Consider the following 24,371-nt stretch of genomic DNA (forward strand, 5'->3'; position numbering starts at 1 on the left):
GGTGTTGTTGTGGGGGAAGCCGTTCTTTTGGGTGTGGAGGGCTGGGGGGTTTTTCTTGTTTTCGTTTGTACCCCCCCCCCCCCCCCCCCCCCTCCCCCCCCTTTTCTCCCCCCCCCCCCCCCCCCACCCCGGTATCGGCGCTTCGCGCCTCGTCCTCACACGCCGGACGGGCTTGAACTACCGTCCGGCGGGGGCGTCGCCGCCGCCTTCTCCAGCTGGAAGGCCTCGTTGCCGAGGCCGATGCGGGCGTGGGCCGCGGGGCGCCGCACCCGCAGCGCCGTGCCGTGCGCCAGGCCCACGAGGGCGGCGACGGCGATGATCGCGGGCAGGGCCCAGCTGAGGGCGGAGCCGGGGCCCGCGGCGACGAGGACGTCGAAGTCCTTGACGGTGTAGCCCGCGATGACGAGCAGCGCGACGGCCGCGAGGCCGGAGGCGACCAGGCGCCACAGCTGCGCCCGCGCGGCCCCGCGGCGGACGAAGAAGACGATGACCGCGACGGACGCGGTGGCCATGAGCAGCAGCACGCCGAGCGCGCCGACGTTGCCGCCCCAGGTGAACAGGCGCAGGACCGGCGCGGTGGGGTCGCCGTGGGGCTTGTCGTCGGTGAGGGCGAAGACCACGACGACGACGGCGGCCACGACGGTCTGCAGCAGGGAGCCGGTCCCGGGCGCGCCGCTCGCGCTGTTGGTGCGGCCGAACGCCGCGGGAAGCAGCCCCTCGCGGCCCATGGCGAAGGCGTACCGGGCCACCACGTTGTGGAAGCTGAGGACGGCCGCGAACATGCCCGTGACGAACAGGACGTGCAGGACGTCCGTGAAGGTGCCGCCGAGCCGGGACTCGGTGAGGCCGAAGAGCAGGCCCGCGCTCTGCTCGCGCGCGGCGGGCACGATGCCGGAGGGCCCGGCGGCGACGGTGAGCGCCCAGGAGCTGAGCGCGAAGAACACGGCGACGAACCCGACGGCGAAGAACATCACGCGGGCGACGACGACTTGGGGGCGGCTGGTCTCCTCCGCGTACACGGGTGCCTGCTCGAAGCCGGTGAACGCGGCGATGCAGAAGCACAGGGAGGTGGCGACGCCCGCGCCGGTGAGCGTGTCCGGGTTGAAGGCGTGCAGCGACAGGCCCTCGGGGGCGGGGTCGGCGACGGCGGCGATGTCGAAGACGACGACCAGGGCGACCTCGATCAGGAGCAGCACGCCGAGCAGGCGCGCGTTGAGGTCGATCTTCAGCCAGCCGAGCACGGCGACCACGGCGACGGTGGCGAGGGCCGGTATCCACCAGGCGACGGTGAGGTCGAGGTGCTTGAGCAGAAGGCCGGAGATCTCGAAGCCGAGCATGCCGTACAGGCCCGCCTGGAGCGCGCTGTAGGCGACGAGCGCCACCGCGGAGGCGCCCGCCCCCGCGGTGCCGCCGAGTCCGCGCGAGATGTAGGCGTAGAAGGCCCCGGCGTTGTGGACGTGGCGGCTCATCTCCGCGTAGCCGAAGCTGAACAGGGCGAGGACGACGCCGAGCGCGAGGAAGAGCAGCGGCTGGCCGACCACGCCCATCACGCCGTACGTGGTGGGCATGACGCCCGCGACCACCATGAGCGGCCCGGTGGCGGCGAGCACGGAGAGCAGCAGGCCCGCCGTGCCGAGGCGGCCGGCGCGCAGCGCGCGGTCCTGGCCCATGTACGTGCTGATGCCGCCGGGCGCGGCGGCGGGTTTGCCGCGGGCCCCTGTCCCGGCCGCCCCCGCGGTCCGCCCCGCTCTGCCTGCACTCGTGTTCGAACTGCCCGTCGCCATGGCGCGGTGGTCCTTTCCGCTGGTCGTGGGTCGATCGGTGGCTGTGCGGCGGGTGTCGTCACGCGGTGCCGAGCGCGGCTGCGCGGGCGGCGACATACGCCTCGTGCGGGTCCCGGTCCGGGTACGACCAGGGCGCTTCGGTCGCGTACCGGCCGATGCGGTGGAACAGTGCGGCGGCCTCGGCCGACCGGCCCTCGCAGGACATGGCGTGGGCGAGGTAGTTGAGGTCGACGAAGGCGCGCGGGTGGCCGGTGCGGCCCCCGTCCTTCGGCGTCCCCGCCGCCGCGGCCGGGGCCTCCGAGGCGAGCCACCAGTCGAAGGACGCCTTCATCACCTGCCGGGCGCGGCGGCTCGTCCAGTGCCCGGAGGCGGCCGGGTCGCGGCTCTCGCTGCCGGCGGCGGCGAGGACGCGGTAGCGCTCGGCGTGCGCGATGACGGGCAGGACCGCGAGCGGTGAGCGGCGCGGCGCCTGTTCGGCGGCCCAGGAGGCGAAGTCGTACACCTCGTGCAGCGGGTCCTGGCCCGCGCCGGGCCGCCGCTCGGCGAGCCGCGCGACCATCAGGTGGTGGGCGTGGTGGTGCTCCGGGTGGCGGTGCCTGACCTCGTCGAAGAGGCGGACGACGTCCTCCTCGTGGCCGAGGGAGCGCTCCAGGAGCAGCAGCGCGAGCCACGGCGTGGGGTCGCCGGGGACGCGTGCGGCGGCGTCCCTGCAGGCGGCGCGGGCCTTCTCGGAGCGCTCCTTGCCGCGCAGCGCGCGGTGCACGGCGGCGTGGGCGAGGAGCACGGCGGCGTCCGCGCTCTCCGGTTCGGCGAGCCGCCAGTCGCGGGCCCAGGCGGTGGTGGTCGGCTCCCGGGCGAGCACGTCGCAGCGGTGGCCCCTGCGGTCCCAGTCGGTGCCCGTGGCGGCGAGCAGCTCCCGCACCTCGCTCCAGCGGCCCTGCGCCAGCGCGGCCCGCGCGGTCACGAGTTCGGCGTCGTCGAGCGCGGCGTCGAAGACCTGGGCGGCGCGTTTGCGAGAGCGACCGAGTGGTGGGGGTGGTGGCACCGCGGGCGTCCTCCCCGACGCGGTAGGCGAGCGTGTGATCACGCACAGCCAACCGGCAGGCGGCACTCCGCGTCAAGGCCCATACGCCCCAAGCGTCTTGACGCGCCGCACACACCTCCTGGCGAACTCCTTCACAAGGAGCACCAGTTCACCTCATACACCGTGAAATGCACCGCGAACGGCGCCGCACTCCGTGCCACGAGCCTCCTCGCGGGCGCCGGTCGCGCGGGCCGACGGGCGTTCGCTAACCCACTGCCTTTGCAGCCGCACGCCCCGCGGCCCGGCCCGAGAAGAGGCAGCCGCCGAGGAAGGTGCCCTCCAGGGAGCGGTAGCCGTGCACACCGCCGCCGCCGAACCCGGCGGCCTCGCCCGCGGCGTACACGCCCGGCAGGGGCGCGCCGCCCTCCTGGAGAACGCGCGAGGACAGGTCGGTCTCCAGGCCGCCGAGCGTCTTGCGGGTGAGGATGTTCAGGCGTACGGCGATCAGCGGGCCCGCCTTGGGGTCCAGGACGCGGTGCGGGGCGGTGGAGCGGATGAGCCGGTCGCCGATGAATTTGCGCGCGCCACGGATGGCCATGACCTGGAGGTCCTTGGTGAAGGGGTTGACGATCTCGCGGTCGCGGGCGGCGAGGGTGCGGTGCAGGGCGGCCTCGTCGATGAGGGGTTCCTTGGTGAGCGCGTTCATGCCGCGCACCAGCGCGCCGAGGTCCCGCTCGACCACGAAGTCGACGCCGTGGTCCATGAAGGCCTTGACCGGACCCGGCACGTCGGCGCGCGCCCGTTCGATGACGCCGCGTACGGACTTGCCGGTCAGGTCGGGGTTCTGCTCGGAGCCGGAGAGGGTGAACTCCTTGCCGATGATGCGCTGGTTGAGCACGAACCAGGTGTGGTCGTAGCCGGTGGACATGATGTGGCTGAGGGTGCCGAGGGTGTCGAAGCCGGGGAACAGCGGCACGGGCAGCCGGTGGCCGCGCGCGTCCAGCCACAGCGAGGAGGGGCCCGGCAGGATGCGGATGCCGTGCCGGTGCCAGATCGGGTTCCAGTTCTCGATGCCCTCGGTGTAGTGCCACATGCGGTCGCGGTTGATCAGGCGCGCGCCCGCGCGTTCGGCGATGCCGAGCATCAGTCCGTCCACGTGCGCGGGCACCCCGGAGATCATCTTGCGCGGCGGCCTTCCCAGGCGCTCGGGCCAGTTGGCGCGGACCAGGTCGTGGTTGCCGCCGATGCCGCCGGAGGTGACGACGACGGCCTGGGCGCGGAGTTCGAAGGAGCCGGTGACCTCGCGGCCGCTGGCCTGGCCGCGCTCCACCGTCGACGCCTCCAGGACCTCGCCGGTCACGGTGTCGACGGCGCCGCCGGTGCGGGCGAGTCCGGTGACGCGGTGGCGGAACCTCAGCTGGACGAGACCGCGTTCGACGCCGTCGTACACGCGGCGCAGGAACGGCGCGAGCAGTCCTGGCCCGGTGCCCCAGGTGATGTGGAAGCGGGGCACGGAGTTGCCGTGGCCCTGGGCGTCGTACCCGCCGCGCTCGGCCCAGCCGACGACCGGGAAGAACCGCACGCCGAGCCCGTGCAGCCAGGCGCGCTTCTCGCCGGACGCGAAGTCCACGTACGCCGTGGCCCACTCGCGCGGCCAGTGGTCCTCCTCGCGGTCGAAGGCGGCGGTGCCCATCCAGTCCTGGAGGGCGAGTTCGCGGTGGTCCTTGATCCGCATGCGGCGCTGTTCGGGCGAGTCGACGAAGAAGAGCCCGCCGAAGGACCAGTGCGCCTGGCCGCCGACGGACTGCTCCGGCTCCTGGTCGACCAGGATCACCCGGCGGCCCGCGTCGACGAGTTCGGCGGTGGCCGTGAGCCCGGCGAGTCCCGCGCCGATCACGATGACGTCCGCGTCGTAGGCCAGGACGGCTCCTTCTCGACGTACCGAGTGGGCGAGTTGCAGAGTCCCCCGAGGTCCCGGTTGCCCGGCGTTCTGGCTTCCGGTTACTCGTGGGTCAGATCCTGGATAGCCCCGCGCCCCACGTCAACCGCCAGGAGCGGACGGTTCGCGCCGCGGACCGCTATCACGGCCGCGCAGCCGCTGGCGGGCATCGCCTGCGGCATGGGCTTCCTCGGCGACCGGGTGCGCACGGACACCGGCGCGCTCGCCTGGGAGGCGGCGGGCCTGGCCGGGATCGTGACCGGCATCGTGCTGCTCGGCCCGCACCCGGCGATGCCCGCGGGCACGGGCGGCGGGGGCACCGGGGCACGGGCCTCCGCGCTGGGCTGAGCCGCCGGGGGGCTGAGCCGTGAGGGGGCCGGGCTGCCAGGATGGCCGCATGAGCGCTGACGCCACGAACCCCGCGGACGAGGTCCTGACGATCGTCGACGAGCACGACCGCGTGGTCGGCGAGGCCCCGCGCGGCGAGGCGTACGCGCGGGGGCTGCGCCACCGCTGCGTCTTCATCGAGGTCCGCGACGCCGAGGGCCGCGTGTTCGTGCACCGCCGCACGCCCACGAAGCTCGTCTTCCCGTCCCTGTACGACATGTTCGTCGGCGGGGTCGTCGGGGCGGGCGAGTCCTACGACGACGCCGCCCTGCGGGAGGCGCGGGAGGAACTCGGCGTCACCGTCCTGCCCCGGCCGACGCCGCTGTTCAAGTTCCTGTACGACGACGGCGCGGGCCGCTCCTGGTGGTCGTACCTCTACGAAGTGCGCTGTACGAGCCCGGTCGACCCGCAGGTGGAGGAGGTCGCCTGGCACGGCTTCGTCACGGACGCGGAACTGGAGCGGGCGGCCGGACAGTGGCGGTGGGTGCCGGACGGCCTGGACGCCTACCGGCGGCTGCGCGCCTTCCGCGGCGACCCGAGCGGCCCGTCCGGCGGGTGAGGACGCGGCCGGAGGGCGACGAGCGGCGCCCGCGCCTCGGGGAACCTAAAGTGCGACGGTGAGCACCTTCATACAGAGCCTGAGGCTGTGGATCTCGCCCGCCCGGCTGCGGGCGGAGGGCGAGACGCCCGACTACCGGTTCTCGCTGGCCAACGAGCGCACCTTCCTCGCCTGGCTCCGCACCGCGCTCGCGCTCATCGGCGGCGGCTTCGCCGTGGACCAGTTCCTGCCGGACCTCAGGTGGGGCGTCCGCGTGGGGCTCGCGCTCGCCCTGCTCGGCGCCGGGGTGCTCTGCGCGCTGCGGGCCATCAACCACTGGGTGCGCTGCGAGCGGGCGATGCGGCGCGGCGAGGACCTGCCCGTGTCGCGGTTCCCGGTGCTGCTCGGCGTCGCGGTGGCGGTGGTCGCGGTGGCCATGGTGGTGGTCGTGCTCTTCGGGTGGGAAGGGTGACGGCCGGGACCGGGGCGGGAACCAGGGCGGGGGCCGGGGCGGGCGCGGGCCGGGACCCGGGGCTCCAGCCGGAGCGCACGCGTCTGGCGTGGCGGCGTACGACGCTGGCGTGCACGGTCGCGGCGGTGCTCGCGGTGCGGGCCGCGCTCCACGGCGGCCCATCGGCGGCGGGGATCGCGGCGTGCGCGCTGATCCTGCTGCTGTGGCTCGGCTTCCTGGCGGCGGCGCACCGCAGGATCACGGCGCTCGCGGCGGCCCGCCCTGAGGCGCTCGGCGCGGGGGCGGCGGCCGTGGCGGCCCTGTGCGCGGGGGCGCTCGCGCTGTGCGCGCTCGCCGTGGTGCTGTGAGCGGTGCCGGGCCCGCGGGCCGCGGAGCGCCAGCGGGGAGCCAGCGGGGCGCTAGCGGGGAGCCAGCCCTCCCAGCCCACGGTCACCACGACCTTCCCGCGGACCCGCCCCCCCCGCTCAGCCGACGGGCCTCGGCAGCCCGCTCCAGCGCACGTCCTGCCCGGCGAGTTCCATGCTGCTGTGGCTCAGCTTCCCGGCGGCGACGCACCGCAGGATCACGGCGCTCACGGCGGCCCGGACCGAGGCGCTCGGCGCGGGGACGGCGGCCGCGGCGGCCCTGTGCGCGGGGGCGCTCGCCGTGGTGCCGTGAGCGCGGGCCGTGGAACGACAGCGGGGCCCTAGGGCGTGTCCGAGCCCTCCCAGTCCACGGTCACCACGATCTTCCCGCGGGTCCGCCCCTGCTCGCTCAGGCGGTGGGCCTCGGCGGCCCGCTCCAGCGGGAACGTGGCGTCGACGTGGACGGTGAGCACGTCCTGCTCGGTGAGTTCCGTGAGGCGCCGCAGGTCGTCGGCGTCGGGGCGGACGAAGCAGTACCGGCCGCCGAGGCCGATCACGGAGCCGTCGGCGATCGAGGCGAGGCGGCCGCCGGGGGCGAGCAGGTCAGCGGAGACCTTGAGCGTGTCGCCGCCGATGGTGTCGAAGGCCGCGTCGACGCCCTCCGGGGCGAGGGCGCGGACCCGCTCGGCGAGGCCCTCGCCGTAGCTGACGGGCTCGGCGCCCAGCTCCCGCAGGTAGGCGTGGTTGCGTTCGCTCGCGGTGCCGATGACGCGGGCGCCCGCGTGCCGGGCTAGCTGGACGGCGAAGGAGCCGACGCCGCCCGCGGCCGCGTGCACCAGGACCACGTCCCCGTCACCGACCGCGAGCGCCTTGTGCACCACCTGATAGGCGGTGAGCCCGGCGAGGGGCAGGCCCGCGGCCTCCTCGAAGGTCAGGTTGCGGGGCTTGCGGGCGAGGGTGCGCACGGGGGCCGCCACGTACTCGGCGAACGTGCCGCGCGACAGGAAGTCCTCGCGCACGTACCCGATGACCTCGTCGCCGACGGAGAACTCGGGGACGGCGGCGCCCGGCTGCACGACCACGCCCGCCACGTCCCAGCCCGGGATCACAGGGAAGGCGGTGTCGAGGACGGAGTCGAGGTAGCCCGCGCGGCACTTGTGGTCGACGGGGTTGACGGCCGCGGCCCGCACCTTCACCAGGACGGTGTCGGGGCCGACCTTGGGGTCGCGCACGTCGCCGTACTCCAGGACCTCGGGTCCGCCGTACTCCCGGTAGCTGATCGCCTTCATGGGGTCGCCTTACGCAGTCAGGGCACTACCGGCAAAGTTCGCACAACGGGAGCCAAGGGGCATCGAGGGCTAGCCTGAGAGGGTCATCCGGCTCACGGGAGGCGTACTCATGACCACGCTCCACCAGGAACACACGGCCCACGACCACGCGCACGGACCCGCCTGCGGGCACCCCGAGGTCCCGCACGGCGACCACGTCGACTACGCGCACGACGGCCATCTCCACCGCGCCCACGACGGCCACTACGACGAGTGCGAACCGGGCGGCCACACCGCGCACGACGGCCACGACCACCAGCACGGCGCCCAGTGCGGGCACCAGGCGGTGACGCACGGCGACCACGTCGACTACGTCCACGACGGCCACCGGCACGCGGCCCACGACGGCCACTGGGACGACCACTGACGCCCTAGGGCCCTGGCCGCCGCTCCCGGCGGCGGCCACCGCGATCCTGATCACGTTCGGGCACCCCCCTCTGGACGACATACCGACTGGTCGGCATCATGAACGCCAGCGCACTGTCCGCCAGTTCGGCATCCGCCCGCCCACGATCAGGAGCGACCGCCCATGAGCGCAGACCACCCACCCGGCCTGGACCTCGACCGGCTGCGGGGCCACCTCGACCGCGAACGCCCGGGGCTCGTCGGCCGGGGCCCGCTCACGGCCCGCCTCATCGAAGGCGGACGGTCGAACCTCACGTACACGGTCACGGACGGCGCGGCGCGCTGGGTCGTGCGCCGCCCGCCGCTCGGCCACGTCCTCGCCACCGCGCACGACATGCGGCGCGAGCACCGCGTGATCAGCGCGCTGCACCCGACGGCCGTGCCGGTGCCGCGCACCGTACTGCTGTGCGAGGACGAGTCGGTACTCGGCGCGCCGTTCTACGTCATGGAGTTCGTGGAAGGCACGCCCTACCGCACGGTCGACCAGCTCGCGCCGCTCGGGCCCGAGCGCACCAGGGCCGCGGTCCTCGGCCTCGTCGACGCGCTCGTGGACCTGCACGCGGTGGACCCGCGGTCGGTGGGGCTCGACGACTTCGGGCGGCCCGAGGGGTTCCTCGACCGGCAGCTGCGCCGCTGGGGCAAGCAGCTGGCGGCCTCGCGCGGGCGCGAGCTCACCGGGATCGACGAACTGCACGCGGCGCTCGGCCGACGCCTTCCCGCCTCGCCCGCACCCACCGTCGTGCACGGCGACTTCCGCCTGGACAACGTCCTGATCGACTCGGGCGACGGCTCTGACCGGATCTCCGCCGTCCTGGACTGGGAGATGTCCACGCTCGGCGACCCGCTCACCGACCTGGGCCTGCTCGCCATGTACAGCGTGCGCCTGGAGGTGCCCGACTCCCCCGTCAGCACCACCGCGAACGCCCCGGGCCACCCGGACCCCGCCGAGCTGATCGAGCGGTACGCGGCCCGCTCGGGACGGGACGTGTCGGCCCTGCCCTGGTACACGGCGTTCGCCTGGTTCAAGCTCGCCGTGATCCTCGAAGGCATCCACTACCGCTACACCCTCGGCCAGACCCTCGGCGCGGGCTTCGACCGCATCGGCGATCTGGTGCCGGTGTTCATCCGGCACGGACTGACCACCCTTCAGGAAGGCTGACCGGACCCCATGGACTTCGCATTCGACGCCCGCACCGAGGAACTGCGCGGCAGGCTGCTCGCCTTCATGGACGAGTACGTGTACCCGGCGGAGCCGGTGGCCGAGGAGCAGCGCGCGGCCCTCGCCTCGCCCTGGGACACGCCCGCGGTGGTGGCGGAGCTGAAGGCCGAGGCCCGCCGCCAGGGCCTGTGGAACCTGTTCCTGCCCGACTCCGGGCACGGCACGCACGGCGCGGGCCTGACGAACCTCCAGTACGCGCCGCTCGCCGAGATCACAGGCCGCAGCCCGCAGCTGGCGCCGACGGCCCTGAACTGCGCGGCGCCGGACACCGGCAACATGGAGGTCCTGGCCGAGTTCGGCACCCCCGAGCAGCGGAAGGAGTGGCTCCAGCCGCTGCTCGCGGGCGAGATCCGCTCGGCGTTCGCGATGACCGAGCCCGAGGTGGCCTCGTCGGACGCCACGAACATCACCACGCACATCCGGCGGGACGGCGACGCGTATGTCGTCACGGGCCGCAAGTGGTACATCTCGGGGGCGATGAACCCCGACTGCAAGGTCTTCATCGTCATGGGCAAGACCGACCCCGAAGGGCCCGACCTCCGCCGCCAGCAGTCGATGGTCCTGGTCCCCCGCGACACGCCGGGCGTCGAGGTGCGCCGCGCGATGCGGGTGTACGGGTACGAGGACCACCACCACGGCGGGCACGCGGAGGTCGTCTTCGACGGCGCGCGCGTGCCGGTGGCGAACCTGGTCGGCGAGGAGGGCGGCGGCTTCGCCATCGCGCAGGCACGGCTCGGGCCCGGCCGCATCCACCACTGCATGCGGCTGATCGGCATGGCCGAGCGGGCGATCGACCTGATGTGCGCGCGGGCGGTGTCCCGCACCGCCTTCGGCAAGCCGCTGGCCGCGCAGGGCGTGGTGCGGGAGTGGATCGCCGACGCGCGGGTCTCGGTGGAGCAGCTGCGCCTGCTGGGCCTGAAGACGGCGTGGCTGATGGACACCGTGGGCAACAAGGGGGCGCACACCGAGATCCAGGCCATCAAGATCGCCACCCCGAGGGCGGTCGTGGAGATCCTGGACCGGGCCGTCCAGCTGCACGGCGCGGGCGGGGTGAGCCAGGACTTCCCGCTGGCCGAGCTGTGGGCGGCGGCGCGCACGCTGCGCCTGGCCGACGGCCCGGACGAGGTGCACCAGCGCTCCCTGGCCCGGCGCGAGCTGAAGCGGTTCGCCTGACGGCTCCGGGTCCCGGGCGGGGCCCGGGGCTCAGGGTCTGAGCGCCCGGAGCAGCAGGTCCGCCAGGTGGTCGGCGACCTGCTGGGGCGTCAGCGGACCGTCGGGGCGGTACCACGTGGACAGGTGGTGGACGGAGCCGAAGTGGTAGTCCACCACCAGGTCCGCGGGGGTCGCCGAGGAGAACACGCCGGCCTCCTGGCCCTCCTCGACGAGCGCCCGGAACCGTTCGTGGTAGCGGCGCCGCTCGGCCCGCACCTGCTTGTGCTTCTCGGGGCTCAGGTGGTGCATGGAGCGGAAGAAGATCGCCGCGTCGTCCAGGTTGGCGATGGTGGTGACCACGACGTCGGCCGCCGCGTCCCGCAGCCGCCGCTCCACCGGCGCGTCCGCGTCCGCGAACGCGTCGAGCCGCTCCTGCTGGACCCGCAGCATGCGCGCGTACACCTCGTGCAGCAGGTCGTCCTTGGAGCCGAAGTAGTGGTACAGGGCGCCCTTGGTGACGCCGGCCGCCTCCACGATCTCCTGCACGGACGTGCGGTCGTAGCCGCGGTCGGCGAAGAGCCGGGTGGCGGCGGCGAGCAGCCGCTGGGGGACGGGTGTGCCGTCACCGTCCGTCGTCCTGGCCACTGCCGCCACCTTCCTTCCAGTCACATGTCATGTGTCGCGTCGTCATCGCGGGTCCCGTCTCTCACACGCCACCGGTGACAACGCGGTTCCCGCCGCAGGATCTTCCCATTCGCCGCTGCCGTTTACCGCGTCGCCTCCCACTTGCGCTGGATGTGGTTCATGCTGGTGAGCCACTTGTCGGGGGCGGTGGCGCGCGCCTCGTAGTAGGCGGCGACCTCGGGGTGGGGCAGGATCAGGAAGCGGTCGTCGGCCATTCCGGCGAACAGCGCGTCGGCGACGTCGTCCGGATCGATGGCGGTGGGCACGAGGACGAGCTCGCCCGCGGACCCGGCGGCGGTGAGCATGTCGGTGCGCACGCCCTGCGGGCAGATGGCGTGGACGCGCACGCCCCGGTGACGGTAGGTCAGGGACAGCCACTCGGCGAAGGCGTACGCGCCGTGCTTGGTGACGCTGTACGGGGCGGCGCCCACCATGGTGAGCAGCCCCGCCGCCGACACCGTCGAGACGAACCGGCCCTCGCCGCGCTCCAGCCAGGCGGGCAGCAGCGCGTGTGCGGCCCGGACGTGCGCCATGACGTTCACGTCCCAGGCGCTCGCCCACACCTGTTCGTCGGCGGCCTCGGTGCCGCCCGCGGGCAGGCCCGCGTTGGCGCAGTACACGTCGATGGCGCCGTCGAGCGCGGCGAGCGCCTCGGGCAGGACGGCGGAGGCGTCGCCGGGCACGGCCGTGCCGCCGATCCCGTCGGCGACGGCGGCGGCCTTGGCCGCGTCCAGGTCGTTGACGACGACGCGGGCCCCGGCCGCGGCGAATCGGCGGGCCAGTGCGGCCCCGATCCCGCCCCCGGCGCCGGTGACGACGACTGCCTTGCCCCGCAAGCTCTCCACGGACCCTCTCCCTTACGTCCTCGACCAGCTGCGCGAGCAGACTAACCGGTCGGTATGTGTGGGTGGAAGGGGTGCCGTGGAGGGGGCCATGGCAGGGGGTGTGGAGGGGTCCGTACCGGTAAAGCGGTAGGCGCCGCGGGGAGCTCGCCCCCGTGGCGGCCGGGGTGCCTCCCGGCTGGTGACGCGCCGCGGGACCGGGGATCGTGATCCATGGCCCAAGTCGGGCGCACGGCAGGCGAGTTGAGGAAGTGGTACGGCATGGCACGACACCGGGCACACACGGCGCGGCACACGGCTTCCCTGCTGCTGGCGACGGCGGTCGGCGCGGGCCTGCTGGTGGCACCGCAGGGCGCGCGGGCGGCTCCGCGCGCGGACGAAGGGACAGGACCGGTGCGGGCGATCGAGCGGGTGGCGCAGCCGCTGCGCTCGACGGCTCCGGGCGGCGGCGCGAAGGACCTGCGGCCGCTGGGCGCGATGGTGGGCGGGGCGACGGTGGTGGGCCTGGGCGAGGCCACGCACGGGTCGCACGAGTTCTTCACCATGAAGGACCGGGTGTTCAGGTACCTGGTCGAGGAGAAGGGCTTCACCACCTTCGCGCAGGAGGTCAGCTGGACGACGGGCCTGCGCTTCGACGCGTACGTGAGCGGCGGCCCGGGCAGCGTGCGCGCGCTCGTCCACCGCGAGCTGGCGAAGACGCCGTGGGACACCGACGAATACGTGCGGCTGCTCACGTGGATGCGCGCCTACAACGAGCGGCACCCCGAGCGGCGGCTGCGCTTCATGGGCAACGACCTCAACTATCCGCACCTGGGCGAGGAGGTGTACGACGGGGTGACCGACTACGTCCGGCGGCACGAGCCCGATCTGCTGCCGCGCCTCACCGCGCTGTACGCGCCGCTGCGGCGCCTCACGGACGGCGACGCGCACATGGGCAGGCCGCTCGCGGAGCGCGAGCGCCTGGCGGAGCGGGCCACGGCGGCGTACCGGCTCCTGAAGGAGCGTCGGCCCGAGGGCGGGAGCGAGCGGTTCGCGTGGGCGCTGCGGCACGCCCGGTCCATCCAGCAGACCGCGCGCGTCTACGCCTTCGACCTCGGCACCGCCGACGGCGACCGGGCGGCCATGCTGTACCGCGACCGCCTCATGGCCGAGAACACCGCCTGGTGGCAGCGGCACACGGGCACCAAGGTGCTCCTTTCGGCGCACAACGCCCACGTCGCGTACGCCTCGTACGACCCGCGCTACCCGAAGATGCAGGGCGCCTTCCTGCGGGACCGGCTGGGCGCGCGGTATGTGAGCCTGGGGTTCACCTTCGACGGCGGCGCGTTCCTGGCGCAGCCGAGCGGCGAGACCGCGTGGAAGCCCTTCGCGGTGGGCCCGGCCCCGAGGAACAGCAACGAGCACACGCTCGACAAGGTCCGCCCCGACGGCTCCGCCGACTACTACGTGGACCTGCGCACGGCACCCCGGGCCGCCCGCGCCTGGCTGAGCCGGGCCCGTCCGACGTACACCATCGGCGCCGGCTGGCCCGACGGTCCGTACCAGGTCGCCCTCGCGCCCTCGCACGACGTGCTCATCCATCTGCACCGGGTCACGGCGGCCCACCGCCAGCGCCCTTGACACGGGCGCCCGCGGCGGGGGAAGACAGCGGGGACAGCCTCAGCCGCAAGGGAAGGCGTACTCGGACTTGTAGCTGAAGTGGTTCCGCATGCTCGCGGTCACTTCCGAACATACGAAACTGGAGACGTAGACGGGGCCCGCGTACTGGGTGAAGTTGCCCGAGTCCGTGTCACACCCGCTGCCGCCGATCGTCTGACACACCTTCAGGGACATGTACTGACTGCCACCGGCGTTGTTGTCCAGGATGGCGCAGCCCTTCGAGCCCTTCATGTAGGTGAACAGGAGCCCCTTCCGCTTTCTCGGATCGACACCTTCGGGAAGGGGAATGGCCCTGTTCAGCTCATAGCCGGAGCCGCACGCGGTAGCGGCGGCCGCGACATCCTGGGGGGCCTCTCGCGCGATGTTCCGGGTCCCCGTGTCGGCACCCTTCGAGATTTCCACGTTCGGCTCTTGAGCGGCGACGGTCTGCGCCCCCGCGAGGGCAGAGACAGCCAGAACAGCCGTGGCCAGGACAGTACGCACAATCATTCGCGATGTCGACATAGCAAACAAGATCCTTTCGTTCCGCAGGCGAGGCACCAAAGCTCAAGCACTCTAAGCCGCGCCTACATCGCCCCATCAAGGGAGCGTGCGAGGCCCTCAAGGCGATGACTTGAAAGCGTTTGCAAACGGAATGACCTGATGGATTCTTAGTGCGCCAGCCACCAGTGAGAGCTTGCGCCGTCTCCATGAAACGGAGCGGCAGGAACAGAAATCAGCCCCCGTCTAAAGTGACTTGAAATCGTCGCCCCTTCGGCCATGACGACCCTCGCGACGAGGCCCTCCCGCTCACTTCCGGAGCCATAGACTCCGGACCGCTGTCCGCGGCCCGGCCTCGCCCAGCGGCATTCAGATGCTTTGCACCTGCACGGAATGCTGGGTTCCTCTCCTCCGGTCACGACGAGGCGTTCCGCTTCGTGGCGCTGTTCGCCACGCTGGTGGCCTCGGTGTGCCGCTGGCTTCCGGCCACCCTCCGGCACGCACGGATCTGGCCAACTGCCCCGCGCGGCGGGACGATGCGGTGGTGGAGGCCTTCTGGGAATTGACCTTCGACGCCGACGGGGACGTCGACGCCGCGCAGCGCGACCGGCTCCTGTCCGGCGCCGAGGACCGGCGCGTCACCGATCTGGTGGTGTTCGCGCACGGCTGGAACAACGACCGGCGCGCGGCCCGCGGCCTGTGCAAGCGCTTCGTCGCGCCCCTCGACGGGATCGTGGGACCGGACGTGCGCCTCGGCTGCGCGGTCGTCCTGTGGCCCGCGGAGCGCTTCCCCGACGAGCCGTTCCCCGACTTCGACCCGTCCGCCGCCCCGCCCGCGCTCTCCCCGGCGGCGCCGCCCGCCCTGGACGAGCCGATGCGGCGGGTGCTCGACCGGATGTTCCCAGGCCCCGATCAGGCCGCGCGGCTCGACCGGCTCGCCGTGCTCCTCGACGAGCGCTCCGAAGTCCGCTCCCGGATCGATGAGTTCGCGCGGCACGTGCGCGATCTGGTGGCGGTGCGCGAGTCGAGCCCCGCGCACCAGTTCGCCGACGACATCGGCGCGGGCGAGCCCGCCATGCTCACCGACGACGCGGTCGCGGTCTGCGAGGTCCTCGCCGCCGCGCTGGAGCGCGCGGGCGCGCCACACCTCCTCGGCGGCCTGCGCGACCGGCTGTGGCGCGGGGCGCGCGAACTGCTGCGCCAGGCCTCGTACTACGCGATGAAGCGGCGCGCGGGCGCCGTCGGCCAGGTGGGCCTCGGGCCCGCGCTCGGGCTGCTCGTGGGGGACGTGCCCGGCCTCCGGGTGCATCTGGTGGGGCACAGCTTCGGGGCCAGGCTCGTGTCGTACGCGTTGCGCGGGATGCCCGCGGGGGTGCGCTGCGTGAAGTCGGCGACGCTGCTGCAAGGGGCGTTCTCGCACTATGCGTTCAGCGAGCGCCTGCCGCACGACCCCGCGCGCGGCGGCGCCCTGCGCGGGGTGCCGCGGCGCGTCGACGGGCCGCTCGTCGCCTGCTTCTCCCGCCACGACGACGCCCTCGGCAGGTTCTATCCGCTGGCCTCCAAACTCGCCGGGGACTCCGCCAGCTTCCTCGGCCTGTGGGAGCGCTGGGGAGCCCTCGGATACGACGGGATCAAGGCGGTCGACGGCGCCGCACGCGTGCGCCTGGGCGCCGCGCTGCCCCGGGGCGGCTGCGTGAGCGTGGACGCGGCCTCGGTGGTGCGGCGGGGCGGGCCGCCCAGCGGCGCGCACAGCGACATCTGCCATGAGGCGCTGGCGCGCGTGGTGTGCGCCGCTGGGCGGATCGCTACGGCGTGAAGGCCGTTGGGGCGCGGGCTCGGTCTGCGGCCGCGGGCCCGTTGTGGCTGGGCGCGCAGTTCCCCGCGCCCCCGCGGGGCGCTTCGGCAATTCGCGTTCACCGGCGCCGGGGGAACTCCACCACCTGCTGGTACGTCGGCCGGTTCTGCCACTGGATCGCGCGGTGCGTGATGCCGCCGAGGGGCCGGTGGATCACCGCGTCCGCGCACCACTGGTCGCCCGCCTTGCAGGAGGCGTCACCGGGGTAGACCTCTGCCGCCGGGACCGCGAGGGCCTGCTTCAGCGTGGTCAGGAGCGTCTCGCGGCAGGCGTCCAGGGTGCCGCCGCCGCAGTGCGCGGTGCGGCTCCAGCCCTGGGCGGGCCTGCCGAGCGCGGTCCGCAGGTCCTTGTCGACATATCCCCACCAGCCGTACTGGAACGCCGACCCGGCGTGCGCCCCGGTCGGTCCGTGCCCCGCCGAGGGCGCCTCGTCGACGCCGAGCTGCGCGGTCAGCGCCTCGTACAGCTCCTTGCCGAGTCCGGGCTTGAAGGCGGCCTCGACGAGCCTCGGCCACCAGGCGTCCATGACGCGCACGGCGTCGGGGTGCGCGTAGGTGTGCGAGCCGCGTGCGGTCTCCCTGCGCTGGGCGCCCGCCGTGCGCCAGGCGTCCAGCTGCTCGACGGCCCGGGCGAGCGCGGGGTCGTCGACGGCGCGGGAGCGGATCACCTCGAGCAGCTCGGGCAGGACCTGTTCGCCGCGCAGGTCGGTGACGGCGGCCTCGGCCATGGCCCGGGTGAGCGAGGCGCGGGTGACGCCGCCCTTCTCCACGAGCCTCTTCACCCGTCCTTCGAGGAGGTCGCCGCGGTGCACGGCGCTCATGCCGAAGCCGCCTGAGGTGTAGTCGGTGGCCTGCTTATTGTTCCAGGAGATGTAGTAGTCCTGGTTGACGGACTGCGGGTGCGCGGCGGGCGGGGTGCGCGCGGAGGTGTTGTCCGCCGGGTCGAAGTCCCGCCACTCGTACTCCCGCTGGGCCGCGACCGGGAAGTTCGGGTCGACGCCGCTGGCGCGCTCGGGGTTGGCGCCGCTGTTGTAGTAGGCGGTGTCGCGCGCGTCGGCGTAGAACCAGTTGAAGGCGTAGGAGATGTGCTCGGCCGCCTTCTTGAAGGACGCGGCGTCCTTGACGTATTCCGGGTCGTTCAGCATCTGGAAGCCGATGATCGAGTCGGCCTCGTGGCGGTAGGTGGAGCGCAGCGAGACGTACGCGACGGGACAGCCGTCGACCGTCGCGCGGTGCGTGACGACTCCGTAGCGGGTGCGGAACACCTGCATGCGGTAGGAGCCCGCGGCCGTGGAGTCGGCGAGCGATGGCTTCCAGGCGTTCTTGCGCTCCAGCTTCTCCATGGGCACGCAGGTGCCGCGGTAGCGGTAGTGCGCGGACTGCTTGGTGGGGGTCCCGCCGCCGGGTTCGCACAGGTCGACGGCGTAGGTGTCGGTGATGTCCTGGGTGGCGGAGGTCGCGGACCACGCGTAGTCCTGGCCGCGGCCGAGCTGGACGTACATGCCGACGCCCGCGAAGGACACGCCGCGCGCGCTGATGCCGGGGCCCTGGAGCTCCTGCTGCATGAGCAGCTGGGGCGCGAAGTAGCCGGTCTGCGGGCCGAAGACGGCGACGGGGTGGCCGCTCGCGGTGTGCTCGCCCGACACGAGCAGCGCGTTCGACATGCCCTTGCGCTGGGCGGTGCCGAACAGGTCGGCGGGCAGGACGCCGCCGTCGTGCATGCCCTGCAGGGGCCGCAGCTTCTTCGGCGCCTTCACGGGGTCCTTGGCCGCGGTCCTCGCGCCGCCCTCGCGGTCGAACACCAGCTGTTCGCGCTGCACCGAGCCGGGGTCGGGCAGGGCCGCGCCGCGCGGGTCGGCGGGCTTGCCCGCGTACGGGAAGCGGCTGCCGTCGTGGAGGGTCTGGACGGTCTCCGGGTCGTTGCGGGCGCGGAAGTCCTCCCAGACCTCGGTGCCCTTCTGTACGCCGTACTTCCGCTGCGCGGCGAGCAGCGAGAGCGCGGACTCGACCTCTCCCCCGCCGCCGTTGCCGAACAGGCCGCCGACCACGGACGCGAGCGCGATCATGTCGGTGATCTTGAAGGGTGCGATCTCGCCGACGTTCGTGATGGCGTCGATCTTCCCGGTGAGGACGTACTCGCCGGGGAAGTAGCGGCCGTCCTTGGCCTGGACGCGATAGGCGTTGAGGCCGTCGATGTAGGCCTGCGCGTCGGCCATGGCCCGCTCGCCGCGCTCGCCCTGGGTGCCCTTGATGTAGTCGACCTGCCGCTGGAGGTCCTCTTCGGTGTACGGGGCCTGCGGCCAGAACTGCTGCTCCAGGCCCTGGTTGGCCGGGGCGCCGCCCGCGAAGGGCGTGAGCTGGCCGCGGCCGATGTGCCGGAACAGGTCGATCAGCCACAGCCGGTCCTGCCCGGCGGCGTAGCCCGCGCCGAACTCGGTGCCGTAGCGGGTGGTGCCCTGGATGTGCGGGATGCCGTACTTCTTGTCCCGGGTGATCGTCACGTCGTCGCGGGGCCTGGTCACGGAGGCGACCTGGTCGGCCTGCACGCCGAAGGAGGCGTCGCCGAAGAACTCGCCGAGCTTGTCGTCGGTGAGCGCGGGGTAGCCGGTGGCGAGCGCGTCGTAGGGCCCCACCTGGTCGTCCGCGTGCGGGGGCTGGGTGCCGAAGACGCGGTGGCTGAGGATCTCGGCGAGGGTGGCGTTGCCGCTCGCGCCCGGCGGCAGCACGTCCGCGCACTGGTCGCCGCAGTAGTCGGGGGCGGCGGGCGGCGGCTCGGCGGCGGCCGCGCCGGGCCCGGGCGCGAGCAGCAGGGAGGCGCCGAGGGCGAGGGCGGCGGGCAGGGTCAGGGCGCGAAGGCCCCGGCGGCGGGGGGCCTGGCGGCGGGGGCCCTGGCGGGCTCGGCGGCTTCTGAGGCGTGCGCTGCGTGGACGCATGGGCGCTCCTGCGGGTCCGGAGATGCTGGTGTCTTCTCTGGGGTGTCCTCGGAGGTGCGGGGTGGACGTGGGCCCTGGCGCGGGCCGACGCGGCGGAGGCTACTGGCGGGTTGTCGAACCTGAAAGATGAACAACCGTCGCCTTTTCACAACCGCCACAAGCCGGCGCCGCGCGGCGGCCGCGCTCCCGCCCGCACCGCACCTCCACATCCCTCGCGCATCCCCGGCGCCCCCTGGGGAACGCGCTGGTGAGAGGCCATTCGAAATCGGATGGCACCAAATCGCGTGTCGATACGTCTACTCGGTGTCCGCTGGGTCACTGGCGACGTCCGAGAAGGTGCGACGGAGGTGCAGGGCGATGGCCGGATTCCGGAGTCTCGCGAGACAGGTGCGCGATCCGCAGAGCGACTTGGCGCTGCGGCGCTATTCACTGCGCAAGTGCCTGGAGAGATTCGCCCCCTATGGCCACCGGGCGACCTGGGACCATCTGTGCTCCCGGGCGGGCTTCGGCCCCGAGGACCGGTCGCCGGATCCCGCGCGCCTGGTGTCCGCGCTCGACGAACTGCAGGCGGCCCGCGATGTGTGGCTCGCCTACGAGGAGGACTTCGCGCGGCGCCGCCGCAAGGAGAAGCACGACGGCCTGCGGCGGCCCAGCAGCGTCGACGACTGGCACCGCTGCACGTGGGGCGGGCATGGGGTCGCCTGGTGCGACGACCCCGGCGTGCACCCGTCCGTGCCCCTTGCCGAGGTGCTGCGCCGACTGATCACCGCCCTGGAGCGAGAGCCGGGCGCCGCCTGCCCCGTGTGCGGCGACGCGGCCCTCGAATGGCGCTACGGCCTGGCGCACGAACCGTCCTCGGGCCCCGTCTGCACCGGCTGCGGCATCGTGGTGCCCGCGCCGGTCCTCACGCCCGAGGCGGTGCGGGGGGCGCGGGTGAGGCGGTCGCGGTCGCTGGTGACCGCCTGACGGGCGGCCGCCTCAGGGCCTGATGACGTCCGTCTGTATGGCCAGCTTGAACTCGGCCAGCAGCAGCGGCGCGGCGATCCTGACGTCGCCGGGGCCGCGCGCGGAGATCTTCAGGCCCACCGGGGTGCCGGGGTGCACGAACATCTGCCAGCTGCAGGTGCGGTACTGGCCACCGCGGGTGGGCACGTGGTCGGTGGTGGCGGTGGAGTCATAGCCCGTCGACAGGTGCAGCGGATCGCGCACGAAGCGCGAGCGGTACTCCGTCGGCCTGCTGTCGGGCTCCCAGAAGACCATCGCCGTCAGAGTGGCCCACCCGTCGTGGCTCGGCCAGATCAGGCCCGAGCGCGCGTCGGGGAACTTCGACGGCTTGGCTCCGCCGTGCCCCGGACCGTGCATGCCCCAGGGGTCGTACGCCTCCTCGGCCACGTCGTACGGGAAGCGCACCAGGTGGTACCCGTCGCTGTCGTACGTGATCCGCTGCCGCCCCCCGCGGGCGGCCTCCCATTTCAACGAGCAGACGGCAACGCTCATCGACTCTCCCCGTGTGTGATGTCATGGCCTGACGCTCTGGCAGGCGTGACGTACAAGTACACCCCAAAGCTTCACGGTGAAAGGGCGGGCGAGGGAAAGAGCCCGCCCGGCGTTTGAGGGCGAGCGCGCAGCGCGATGATTCAGCCCGTCCGGCGTTTGAGGACGAGGCGCGAAGCGCCTATCGCCGGTCAGGGCGCCCCACGGCGCTCGCCGAGCAGCCGGGAGCCCACGATCCGGTCGCCGAAGACGTCGTCGGGGTTGGAGAGCACACAGGTCTCCATGGAGAGGCAGCCGCACCCGATGCAGTCCGTGAGGTGATCCCGCAGCCGCCCCAACTGCAGGATGCGCTCGTCGAGTTCGGACCGCCAGGTCTGGGAGAGCCGGGCCCAGTCCTCCCGGTTGGGCGTACGCCCCTCCGGCAGCTCCGCCAGCGCGTCGCGAATCGTGGCGAGCGGGATGCCCACCCGCTGCGCGGCCCGGATGAAGGCGACGCGCCGCAGCGTGTCCCTGCCGTAGCGGCGCTGGTTTCCCGAGGTGCGGCGGCTGCTGATGAGCCCCTTGGTCTCGTAGAAGTGGAGCGCGGAGACGGCCGCGCCGCTGCGCGCCGCCAGCTGGCCGACGGTCAGTTCGTGGATCTTCTCTGGGATCTGGGGCACCCCTCGAAGCCTACGTGACCGCTCGTTGACACCGGTCAGCGCACCCAGCATGCTGAGCAAGCGCTTAGTTCACCCACGCACGGGAGGCCGCACATGGCAGAGCCGAGGATCTTCACGTCCGCCGACGAGCTGCTCGCCGCCGTCGGCGAACAGCTCGGGCACAGCGACTGGCTGGAGGTCGACCAGAAGCGGATCGACCTGTTCGCGGAGGCCACCGGCGACCACCAGTGGATCCATGTGGATCCGGTGCGGGCCGCGGCGGGCCCGTTCGGGGCGACCATCGCGCACGGGTACCTCACGCTGTCGCTGCTGCCGGTCTTCGTGCCGCAGGTGCTGCGGGTCGAGGGCATGCGGATGGGCCTCAACTACGGCACGAACAAGGTGCGCTTCCCCTCCCCCGTGCCGGTCGGCTCCCGGCTGCGCGCGAGCGCCTCGCTGACGCGGGTCGAGCCGACGAAGGACGGCGGGGTGCAGGTGACGGCGGCGGTCACGGTGGAGCGCGAGGGCGCCGACAAGCCCGCCTGCGTGGCGGAGTCGGTGTCGCGCTACTACTTCTGAGCCGGCTTCAGCTCCGCGCGGCTTCCCGCGTCGCCCCGACCATGCGCAGCACCAGGCCGGCGTAGAGGGCACCGACCTCGTCCGGGGTCCGGTGCCCGGCGGCGTTGAACCAGCGGGCCACGTCGATGCAGAGCGAGAGCACGGCGAGGGTGGTGCCGGGCACGTCCGGGACGTCGAACTCGCCCGTCCGCACCCCGTCGTTGATGATCTCCCGCACGGCGGCGTCGGACTTCCGGCGCAGCGCCACGATCTCGGTGCGGTGCTCGGGGCCGAGCGCGTCGAGCTCGTACTGCACGACCCGGGCGGTCATGTGGTGCCCGGCGTGCCAGCGGACGAAGGAGCGCACGGCGTCGGAGAGCCGCTCGGCGGCGGTGCCCCCGCCGTCGGCGGCCGTGCGCAGGATGTCGAGGGCCTTGGCGTGGCCGAGCCCGCTGATGCGGTGGAGGAGCTCTTCCTTCGTCTTGTAGTGGATGTAGAGCGCGGCGGGGCTCATTCCGGCGCGGCCCGCGATGTCACGGGTGGTCGTCGCGTGGTAGCCGCGCTCGGCGAAGGCCTCGACCGCGGCGATCAGCAGCCGCCTGGCCGCGTCGGGACTGACCTCGGCCCACGGCTGTTCCTCGCCGGGGGTCTCTTTCGCCGCACCCATGCGCGCTCCCTTCCACCGCTTTGGACCGTCACCCTACCCTGAGGGTGAGCAAGCGCTTAGGCAAGTGGCCGGGGGCGGGCGGACCTGCGCGGGCGCCGGTCAGAAGGCGGAGACGCCGGTGAGCGCGCGCCCGATGACCAGCTTCTGGATCTGGCTGGTTCCTTCGTAGAGGGTCATCACGCGGGCGTCGCGCAGCAGCTTGCCGACCGGGTACTCGTCGATGTAGCCGTAGCCGCCGAAGACCTGGAGCGCCTGGTTCGCGGCGCGCACCGCGGCCTCCGAGGCGAACAGCTTGGCCTTGGACGACTCGGTGGCGAAGGGCAGCCCGCGGTCGATGAGGTCGGCGACCCGCCAGGTGAGAAGGCGGGCGGCGTCCACGTCCACGGCGATGTCGCTGAGCAGCTCCTGGACCAGCTGGTGGCGGGCGATGCTCTTGCCGAACTGCTCGCGCTCGGTCGCGTACGCCACCGCCGCGTCGAGGGCGGCCTGGGCGATGCCGACGCAGCCCGCGGCCACCGACATCCGCCCCTTGGCCAGGGCCGCCATCGCCACCGAGAACCCCTTGCCCTCGGGGGCGAGCAGGGCGCTCGCGGGCACCCGGACGTCCCGCAGGACCAGTTCGGCGGTGGCCTGGCCGCGCAGGCCGAGCTTGCCGTGGACGGCGCGGCGGGTCAGGCCGGGGGTGTCGGCGGGCACGAGGAAGGCGGAGACGCCCTTGTGTCCCGGGGTGTCGTTGGTGCGGGCGAAGAGCAGCACCACATCGGCCCAGGTGCCGTTGGTGATGAACATCTTGGAGCCGTTGACGACGTAGGCGTCGCCGTCGCGGACGGCCCTGGTGGTGAGGCTGCCCGCGTCGGACCCGGTGCCCGGCTCGGTGAGCCCGAAGCACCCCACGGACGCGCCGGAGGCGAGCCCCGGCAGCCAGCGGCGCTTCTGCTCCTCGCTGCCGAAGGCGGCGATGGACTTCGCGACGAGCCCGAGCGAGACCGAGACGATGCCCCGCACGGCGGAGTCCCCGCGGCCGAGCTCCTCGGTGACCAGGCAGTACGTGAGGTGGTCGCCGCCGCTGCCGTACTCCTCGTCGAGGGTGAGACCGAGGAAGCCGACGTCGCCGAGCTTGCGCACGATGTCCCGATCGACGCTCTCGGCGCGGTCCCACGCGGCGGCGTGCGGGGCGATCTCGCGCTCGACGAAGTCCTTCGCGAGCCGCCGCGCGGCGTGCTGCTCGTCGCTGAGCTCCAGGTTCATCGCGGCCTCCCGGCACGACAGGGTCTTAAATTAGCAGTGCTAGTTTCTGTGGGCAGCCCTACTATGTGCCGCATGGCCCGACCGCGCAAGCCCCTCCTCAGCCGCGACCGCATCGTCGACGCGGCGCGCGCCCTCGTGGACGCCGAGGGCCTGGCCGCGGTCTCCACCCGCCGCCTCGCCGCCGAACTCGGCGTCAGCGGCCCCTCCCTGTACAACCACTTCGCCACCAAGGACCAGATCCTGGAGGCGGTGGCGGACTCGGTCAGCGCGCAGGTCGACCTGTCGATGTTCGAGGACGGCCGCGACTGGCGGACCGCGCTGCACGACTGGGCCGTCTCCTACCGCGCCGCCCTCACCCGGCACCCGAACATCGTCCCCGTGCTCGCCCGCGGCCCCGGCCGCCGCCCGGCCGGACTGCGCCTCGCGGACGCGATGTTCGGGGCCATGGTCGCGGCGGGCTGGCCCCCGGCGCAGGCCACGTCGATCGGCGCGCTCATGCGTTACTTCATCATGGGCTCGGCGCTCGGCTCGTTCGCCGGGGGCTTCGTCGACGACGAGACGGCGTACGACCCCGCGGACTACCCCCACCTGGGGCAGGCCCACCTCCTCGCGGAACACCAGGAACGGGTGGACGAGCGGGCCTTCGAGGCGGGCCTGCGGGCGCTCCTGGACGGCCTCGCGCTGCAGTACGAGCGGGCGGTGGCCCCCGCGGGCTGAGGGCG

24 protein-coding genes and 1 pseudogene are annotated in these 24,371 nt (G+C 73.3%); 13 read left to right on the forward strand and 12 right to left on the reverse strand.

Going from position 1 to position 24,371, the window contains the following annotated elements:
* Nucleotides 1–155 precede the first annotated feature (155 nt).
* The 3 genes from AC07A4_RS24875 to AC07A4_RS24885 all read right to left on the reverse strand — a co-directional run bounded on the left by AC07A4_RS24875 (nt 156) and on the right by AC07A4_RS24885 (nt 4,729).
* Nucleotides 156–1,784: an APC family permease gene (locus AC07A4_RS24875; RefSeq protein ID WP_478602329.1), complete on the reverse strand. Its 1,629-nt coding sequence runs from the start codon at nt 1,782–1,784 to the stop codon at nt 156–158.
* Nucleotides 1,785–1,842: 58 nt separating this feature from the next.
* Nucleotides 1,843–2,829, reverse strand: a complete 987-nt coding sequence (locus AC07A4_RS24880) for a hypothetical protein (RefSeq protein ID WP_478602331.1) — start codon at nt 2,827–2,829, stop codon at nt 1,843–1,845.
* 244 nt (nt 2,830–3,073) lie between these two features.
* Nucleotides 3,074–4,729 (reverse strand): FAD-binding dehydrogenase, encoded by a 1,656-nt coding sequence (locus AC07A4_RS24885; RefSeq protein ID WP_478602460.1) that lies wholly within the window; start codon nt 4,727–4,729, stop codon nt 3,074–3,076.
* Nucleotides 4,730–4,885: 156 nt separating this feature from the next.
* Between AC07A4_RS24885 and AC07A4_RS24890 the strand changes: the two are divergent.
* The 5 genes and pseudogenes from AC07A4_RS24890 to AC07A4_RS24910 all read left to right on the forward strand — a co-directional run.
* Nucleotides 4,886–5,095, forward strand: a pseudogene (locus AC07A4_RS24890) (DMT family transporter); the annotation flags it as partial.
* Between the two features lie 49 nt (nt 5,096–5,144).
* Nucleotides 5,145–5,693 carry an NUDIX hydrolase gene (locus AC07A4_RS24895; protein ID WP_478602332.1) on the forward strand — a complete coding sequence of 183 codons (549 nt, stop codon included), beginning with the start codon at nt 5,145–5,147 and terminating at the stop codon, nt 5,691–5,693.
* A 58-nt stretch (nt 5,694–5,751) separates the two neighbouring features.
* Nucleotides 5,752–6,144, forward strand: coding sequence for a YidH family protein (locus AC07A4_RS24900; protein ID WP_478602334.1), 393 nt, complete (start codon nt 5,752–5,754; stop codon nt 6,142–6,144).
* Nucleotides 6,141–6,491 (forward strand): DUF202 domain-containing protein, encoded by a 351-nt coding sequence (locus AC07A4_RS24905; RefSeq protein WP_478602336.1) that lies wholly within the window; start codon nt 6,141–6,143, stop codon nt 6,489–6,491. Before AC07A4_RS24900 ends, AC07A4_RS24905 begins: the two co-directional genes overlap by 4 nt.
* Before the next feature lie 172 nt (nt 6,492–6,663).
* Nucleotides 6,664–6,801 carry a hypothetical protein gene (locus AC07A4_RS24910; protein WP_478602338.1) on the forward strand — a complete coding sequence of 46 codons (138 nt, stop codon included), beginning with the start codon at nt 6,664–6,666 and terminating at the stop codon, nt 6,799–6,801.
* Nucleotides 6,802–6,829: 28 nt separating this feature from the next.
* Here AC07A4_RS24910 and AC07A4_RS24915 read toward each other — a convergent pair whose 3' ends face one another.
* On the reverse strand, nt 6,830–7,777 hold the full coding sequence (locus AC07A4_RS24915) for an NADP-dependent oxidoreductase (RefSeq protein ID WP_478602340.1): 948 nt from the start codon (nt 7,775–7,777) through the stop codon (nt 6,830–6,832).
* Between the two features lie 109 nt (nt 7,778–7,886).
* On the opposite strand from AC07A4_RS24915, the gene AC07A4_RS24920 reads away from it, so the two are divergent.
* From AC07A4_RS24920 to AC07A4_RS24930, 3 genes are all read left to right on the forward strand, one after another.
* On the forward strand, nt 7,887–8,183 hold the full coding sequence (locus AC07A4_RS24920) for a hypothetical protein (RefSeq protein WP_478602342.1): 297 nt from the start codon (nt 7,887–7,889) through the stop codon (nt 8,181–8,183).
* Between the two features lie 162 nt (nt 8,184–8,345).
* Complete coding sequence (locus AC07A4_RS24925) at nt 8,346–9,380, forward strand: phosphotransferase family protein (protein WP_478602344.1); 1,035 nt, start codon at nt 8,346–8,348, stop codon at nt 9,378–9,380.
* 9 nt (nt 9,381–9,389) lie between these two features.
* Nucleotides 9,390–10,613 (forward strand): acyl-CoA dehydrogenase family protein, encoded by a 1,224-nt coding sequence (locus AC07A4_RS24930; protein WP_478602346.1) that lies wholly within the window; start codon nt 9,390–9,392, stop codon nt 10,611–10,613.
* Nucleotides 10,614–10,643: 30 nt separating this feature from the next.
* On the opposite strand, the gene AC07A4_RS24935 is transcribed toward AC07A4_RS24930, so the two are convergent.
* Both AC07A4_RS24935 and AC07A4_RS24940 read right to left on the reverse strand, forming a co-directional pair.
* Nucleotides 10,644–11,237, reverse strand: a complete 594-nt coding sequence (locus AC07A4_RS24935; RefSeq protein WP_478602348.1) for a TetR/AcrR family transcriptional regulator — start codon at nt 11,235–11,237, stop codon at nt 10,644–10,646.
* 122 nt (nt 11,238–11,359) lie between these two features.
* On the reverse strand, nt 11,360–12,112 hold the full coding sequence (locus AC07A4_RS24940) for an SDR family oxidoreductase (protein ID WP_478602461.1): 753 nt from the start codon (nt 12,110–12,112) through the stop codon (nt 11,360–11,362).
* 267 nt (nt 12,113–12,379) lie between these two features.
* Here AC07A4_RS24940 and AC07A4_RS24945 point away from each other — a divergent pair, with 267 nt between their 5' ends.
* Nucleotides 12,380–13,738, forward strand: a complete 1,359-nt coding sequence (locus tag AC07A4_RS24945) for an erythromycin esterase family protein (RefSeq protein ID WP_478602349.1) — start codon at nt 12,380–12,382, stop codon at nt 13,736–13,738.
* A 39-nt stretch (nt 13,739–13,777) separates the two neighbouring features.
* Here the strand turns inward: AC07A4_RS24945 and AC07A4_RS24950 are convergent, their stop codons facing one another.
* A complete protein-coding gene (locus tag AC07A4_RS24950) occupies nt 13,778–14,179 on the reverse strand; it encodes a hypothetical protein (protein ID WP_478602351.1) in 402 nt (133 codons plus the stop codon).
* Nucleotides 14,180–14,801: 622 nt separating this feature from the next.
* Here AC07A4_RS24950 and AC07A4_RS24955 point away from each other — a divergent pair.
* Complete coding sequence (locus tag AC07A4_RS24955; RefSeq protein WP_478602353.1) at nt 14,802–16,073, forward strand: serine-threonine protein kinase; 1,272 nt, start codon at nt 14,802–14,804, stop codon at nt 16,071–16,073.
* A gap of 97 nt (nt 16,074–16,170) precedes the next feature.
* Here the strand turns inward: AC07A4_RS24955 and AC07A4_RS24960 are convergent, their stop codons facing one another.
* Nucleotides 16,171–19,044 (reverse strand): penicillin acylase family protein, encoded by a 2,874-nt coding sequence (locus AC07A4_RS24960; RefSeq protein ID WP_478602355.1) that lies wholly within the window; start codon nt 19,042–19,044, stop codon nt 16,171–16,173.
* A 357-nt stretch (nt 19,045–19,401) separates the two neighbouring features.
* On the opposite strand from AC07A4_RS24960, the gene AC07A4_RS24965 reads away from it, so the two are divergent.
* A complete protein-coding gene (locus tag AC07A4_RS24965) occupies nt 19,402–20,010 on the forward strand; it encodes a hypothetical protein (protein ID WP_478602357.1) in 609 nt (202 codons plus the stop codon).
* A gap of 12 nt (nt 20,011–20,022) precedes the next feature.
* Here the strand turns inward: AC07A4_RS24965 and AC07A4_RS24970 are convergent, their stop codons facing one another.
* Together AC07A4_RS24970 and soxR are read right to left on the reverse strand one after the other, a co-directional pair.
* On the reverse strand, nt 20,023–20,541 hold the full coding sequence (locus tag AC07A4_RS24970; protein ID WP_478602358.1) for a hypothetical protein: 519 nt from the start codon (nt 20,539–20,541) through the stop codon (nt 20,023–20,025).
* 188 nt (nt 20,542–20,729) lie between these two features.
* Nucleotides 20,730–21,197, reverse strand: a complete 468-nt coding sequence (gene soxR, locus AC07A4_RS24975; protein WP_478602360.1) for a redox-sensitive transcriptional activator SoxR — start codon at nt 21,195–21,197, stop codon at nt 20,730–20,732.
* 93 nt (nt 21,198–21,290) lie between these two features.
* Here soxR and AC07A4_RS24980 point away from each other — a divergent pair, with 93 nt between their 5' ends.
* A complete protein-coding gene (locus tag AC07A4_RS24980; RefSeq protein ID WP_478602362.1) occupies nt 21,291–21,755 on the forward strand; it encodes a MaoC family dehydratase in 465 nt (154 codons plus the stop codon).
* 7 nt (nt 21,756–21,762) lie between these two features.
* Here AC07A4_RS24980 and AC07A4_RS24985 read toward each other — a convergent pair whose 3' ends face one another.
* Both AC07A4_RS24985 and AC07A4_RS24990 read right to left on the reverse strand, forming a co-directional pair.
* Nucleotides 21,763–22,401 carry a TetR/AcrR family transcriptional regulator gene (locus AC07A4_RS24985; protein ID WP_478602364.1) on the reverse strand — a complete coding sequence of 213 codons (639 nt, stop codon included), beginning with the start codon at nt 22,399–22,401 and terminating at the stop codon, nt 21,763–21,765.
* Between the two features lie 99 nt (nt 22,402–22,500).
* Nucleotides 22,501–23,649, reverse strand: coding sequence for an acyl-CoA dehydrogenase family protein (locus AC07A4_RS24990; RefSeq protein WP_478602366.1), 1,149 nt, complete (start codon nt 23,647–23,649; stop codon nt 22,501–22,503).
* A 72-nt stretch (nt 23,650–23,721) separates the two neighbouring features.
* Here AC07A4_RS24990 and AC07A4_RS24995 point away from each other — a divergent pair, with 72 nt between their 5' ends.
* A complete protein-coding gene (locus AC07A4_RS24995) occupies nt 23,722–24,366 on the forward strand; it encodes a TetR/AcrR family transcriptional regulator (RefSeq protein WP_478602367.1) in 645 nt (214 codons plus the stop codon).
* The last annotated feature ends 5 nt before the right edge of the window (nt 24,367–24,371 follow it).

Source organism: Streptomyces sp. NPDC043996 (genome assembly GCF_056435225.1).

Coding starts and splice junctions, on each gene's coding strand:
- AC07A4_RS24875 (WP_478602329.1), bottom strand. CDS start 1,784: ATGGCGACGGGCAGTTCGAACACGAGTGCAGGCAGAGCGGGGCGGACC.
- AC07A4_RS24895 (WP_478602332.1), top strand. CDS start 5,145: ATGAGCGCTGACGCCACGAACCCCGCGGACGAGGTCCTGACGATCGTC.
- AC07A4_RS24910 (WP_478602338.1), top strand. CDS start 6,664: ATGCTGCTGTGGCTCAGCTTCCCGGCGGCGACGCACCGCAGGATCACG.
- AC07A4_RS24915 (WP_478602340.1), bottom strand. CDS start 7,777: ATGAAGGCGATCAGCTACCGGGAGTACGGCGGACCCGAGGTCCTGGAG.
- AC07A4_RS24920 (WP_478602342.1), top strand. CDS start 7,887: ATGACCACGCTCCACCAGGAACACACGGCCCACGACCACGCGCACGGA.
- AC07A4_RS24925 (WP_478602344.1), top strand. CDS start 8,346: ATGAGCGCAGACCACCCACCCGGCCTGGACCTCGACCGGCTGCGGGGC.
- AC07A4_RS24930 (WP_478602346.1), top strand. CDS start 9,390: ATGGACTTCGCATTCGACGCCCGCACCGAGGAACTGCGCGGCAGGCTG.
- AC07A4_RS24945 (WP_478602349.1), top strand. CDS start 12,380: ATGGCACGACACCGGGCACACACGGCGCGGCACACGGCTTCCCTGCTG.
- AC07A4_RS24960 (WP_478602355.1), bottom strand. CDS start 19,044: ATGCGTCCACGCAGCGCACGCCTCAGAAGCCGCCGAGCCCGCCAGGGC.
- AC07A4_RS24965 (WP_478602357.1), top strand. CDS start 19,402: ATGGCCGGATTCCGGAGTCTCGCGAGACAGGTGCGCGATCCGCAGAGC.
- AC07A4_RS24970 (WP_478602358.1), bottom strand. CDS start 20,541: ATGAGCGTTGCCGTCTGCTCGTTGAAATGGGAGGCCGCCCGCGGGGGG.
- AC07A4_RS24980 (WP_478602362.1), top strand. CDS start 21,291: ATGGCAGAGCCGAGGATCTTCACGTCCGCCGACGAGCTGCTCGCCGCC.
- AC07A4_RS24985 (WP_478602364.1), bottom strand. CDS start 22,401: ATGGGTGCGGCGAAAGAGACCCCCGGCGAGGAACAGCCGTGGGCCGAG.
- AC07A4_RS24990 (WP_478602366.1), bottom strand. CDS start 23,649: ATGAACCTGGAGCTCAGCGACGAGCAGCACGCCGCGCGGCGGCTCGCG.
- AC07A4_RS24995 (WP_478602367.1), top strand. CDS start 23,722: ATGGCCCGACCGCGCAAGCCCCTCCTCAGCCGCGACCGCATCGTCGAC.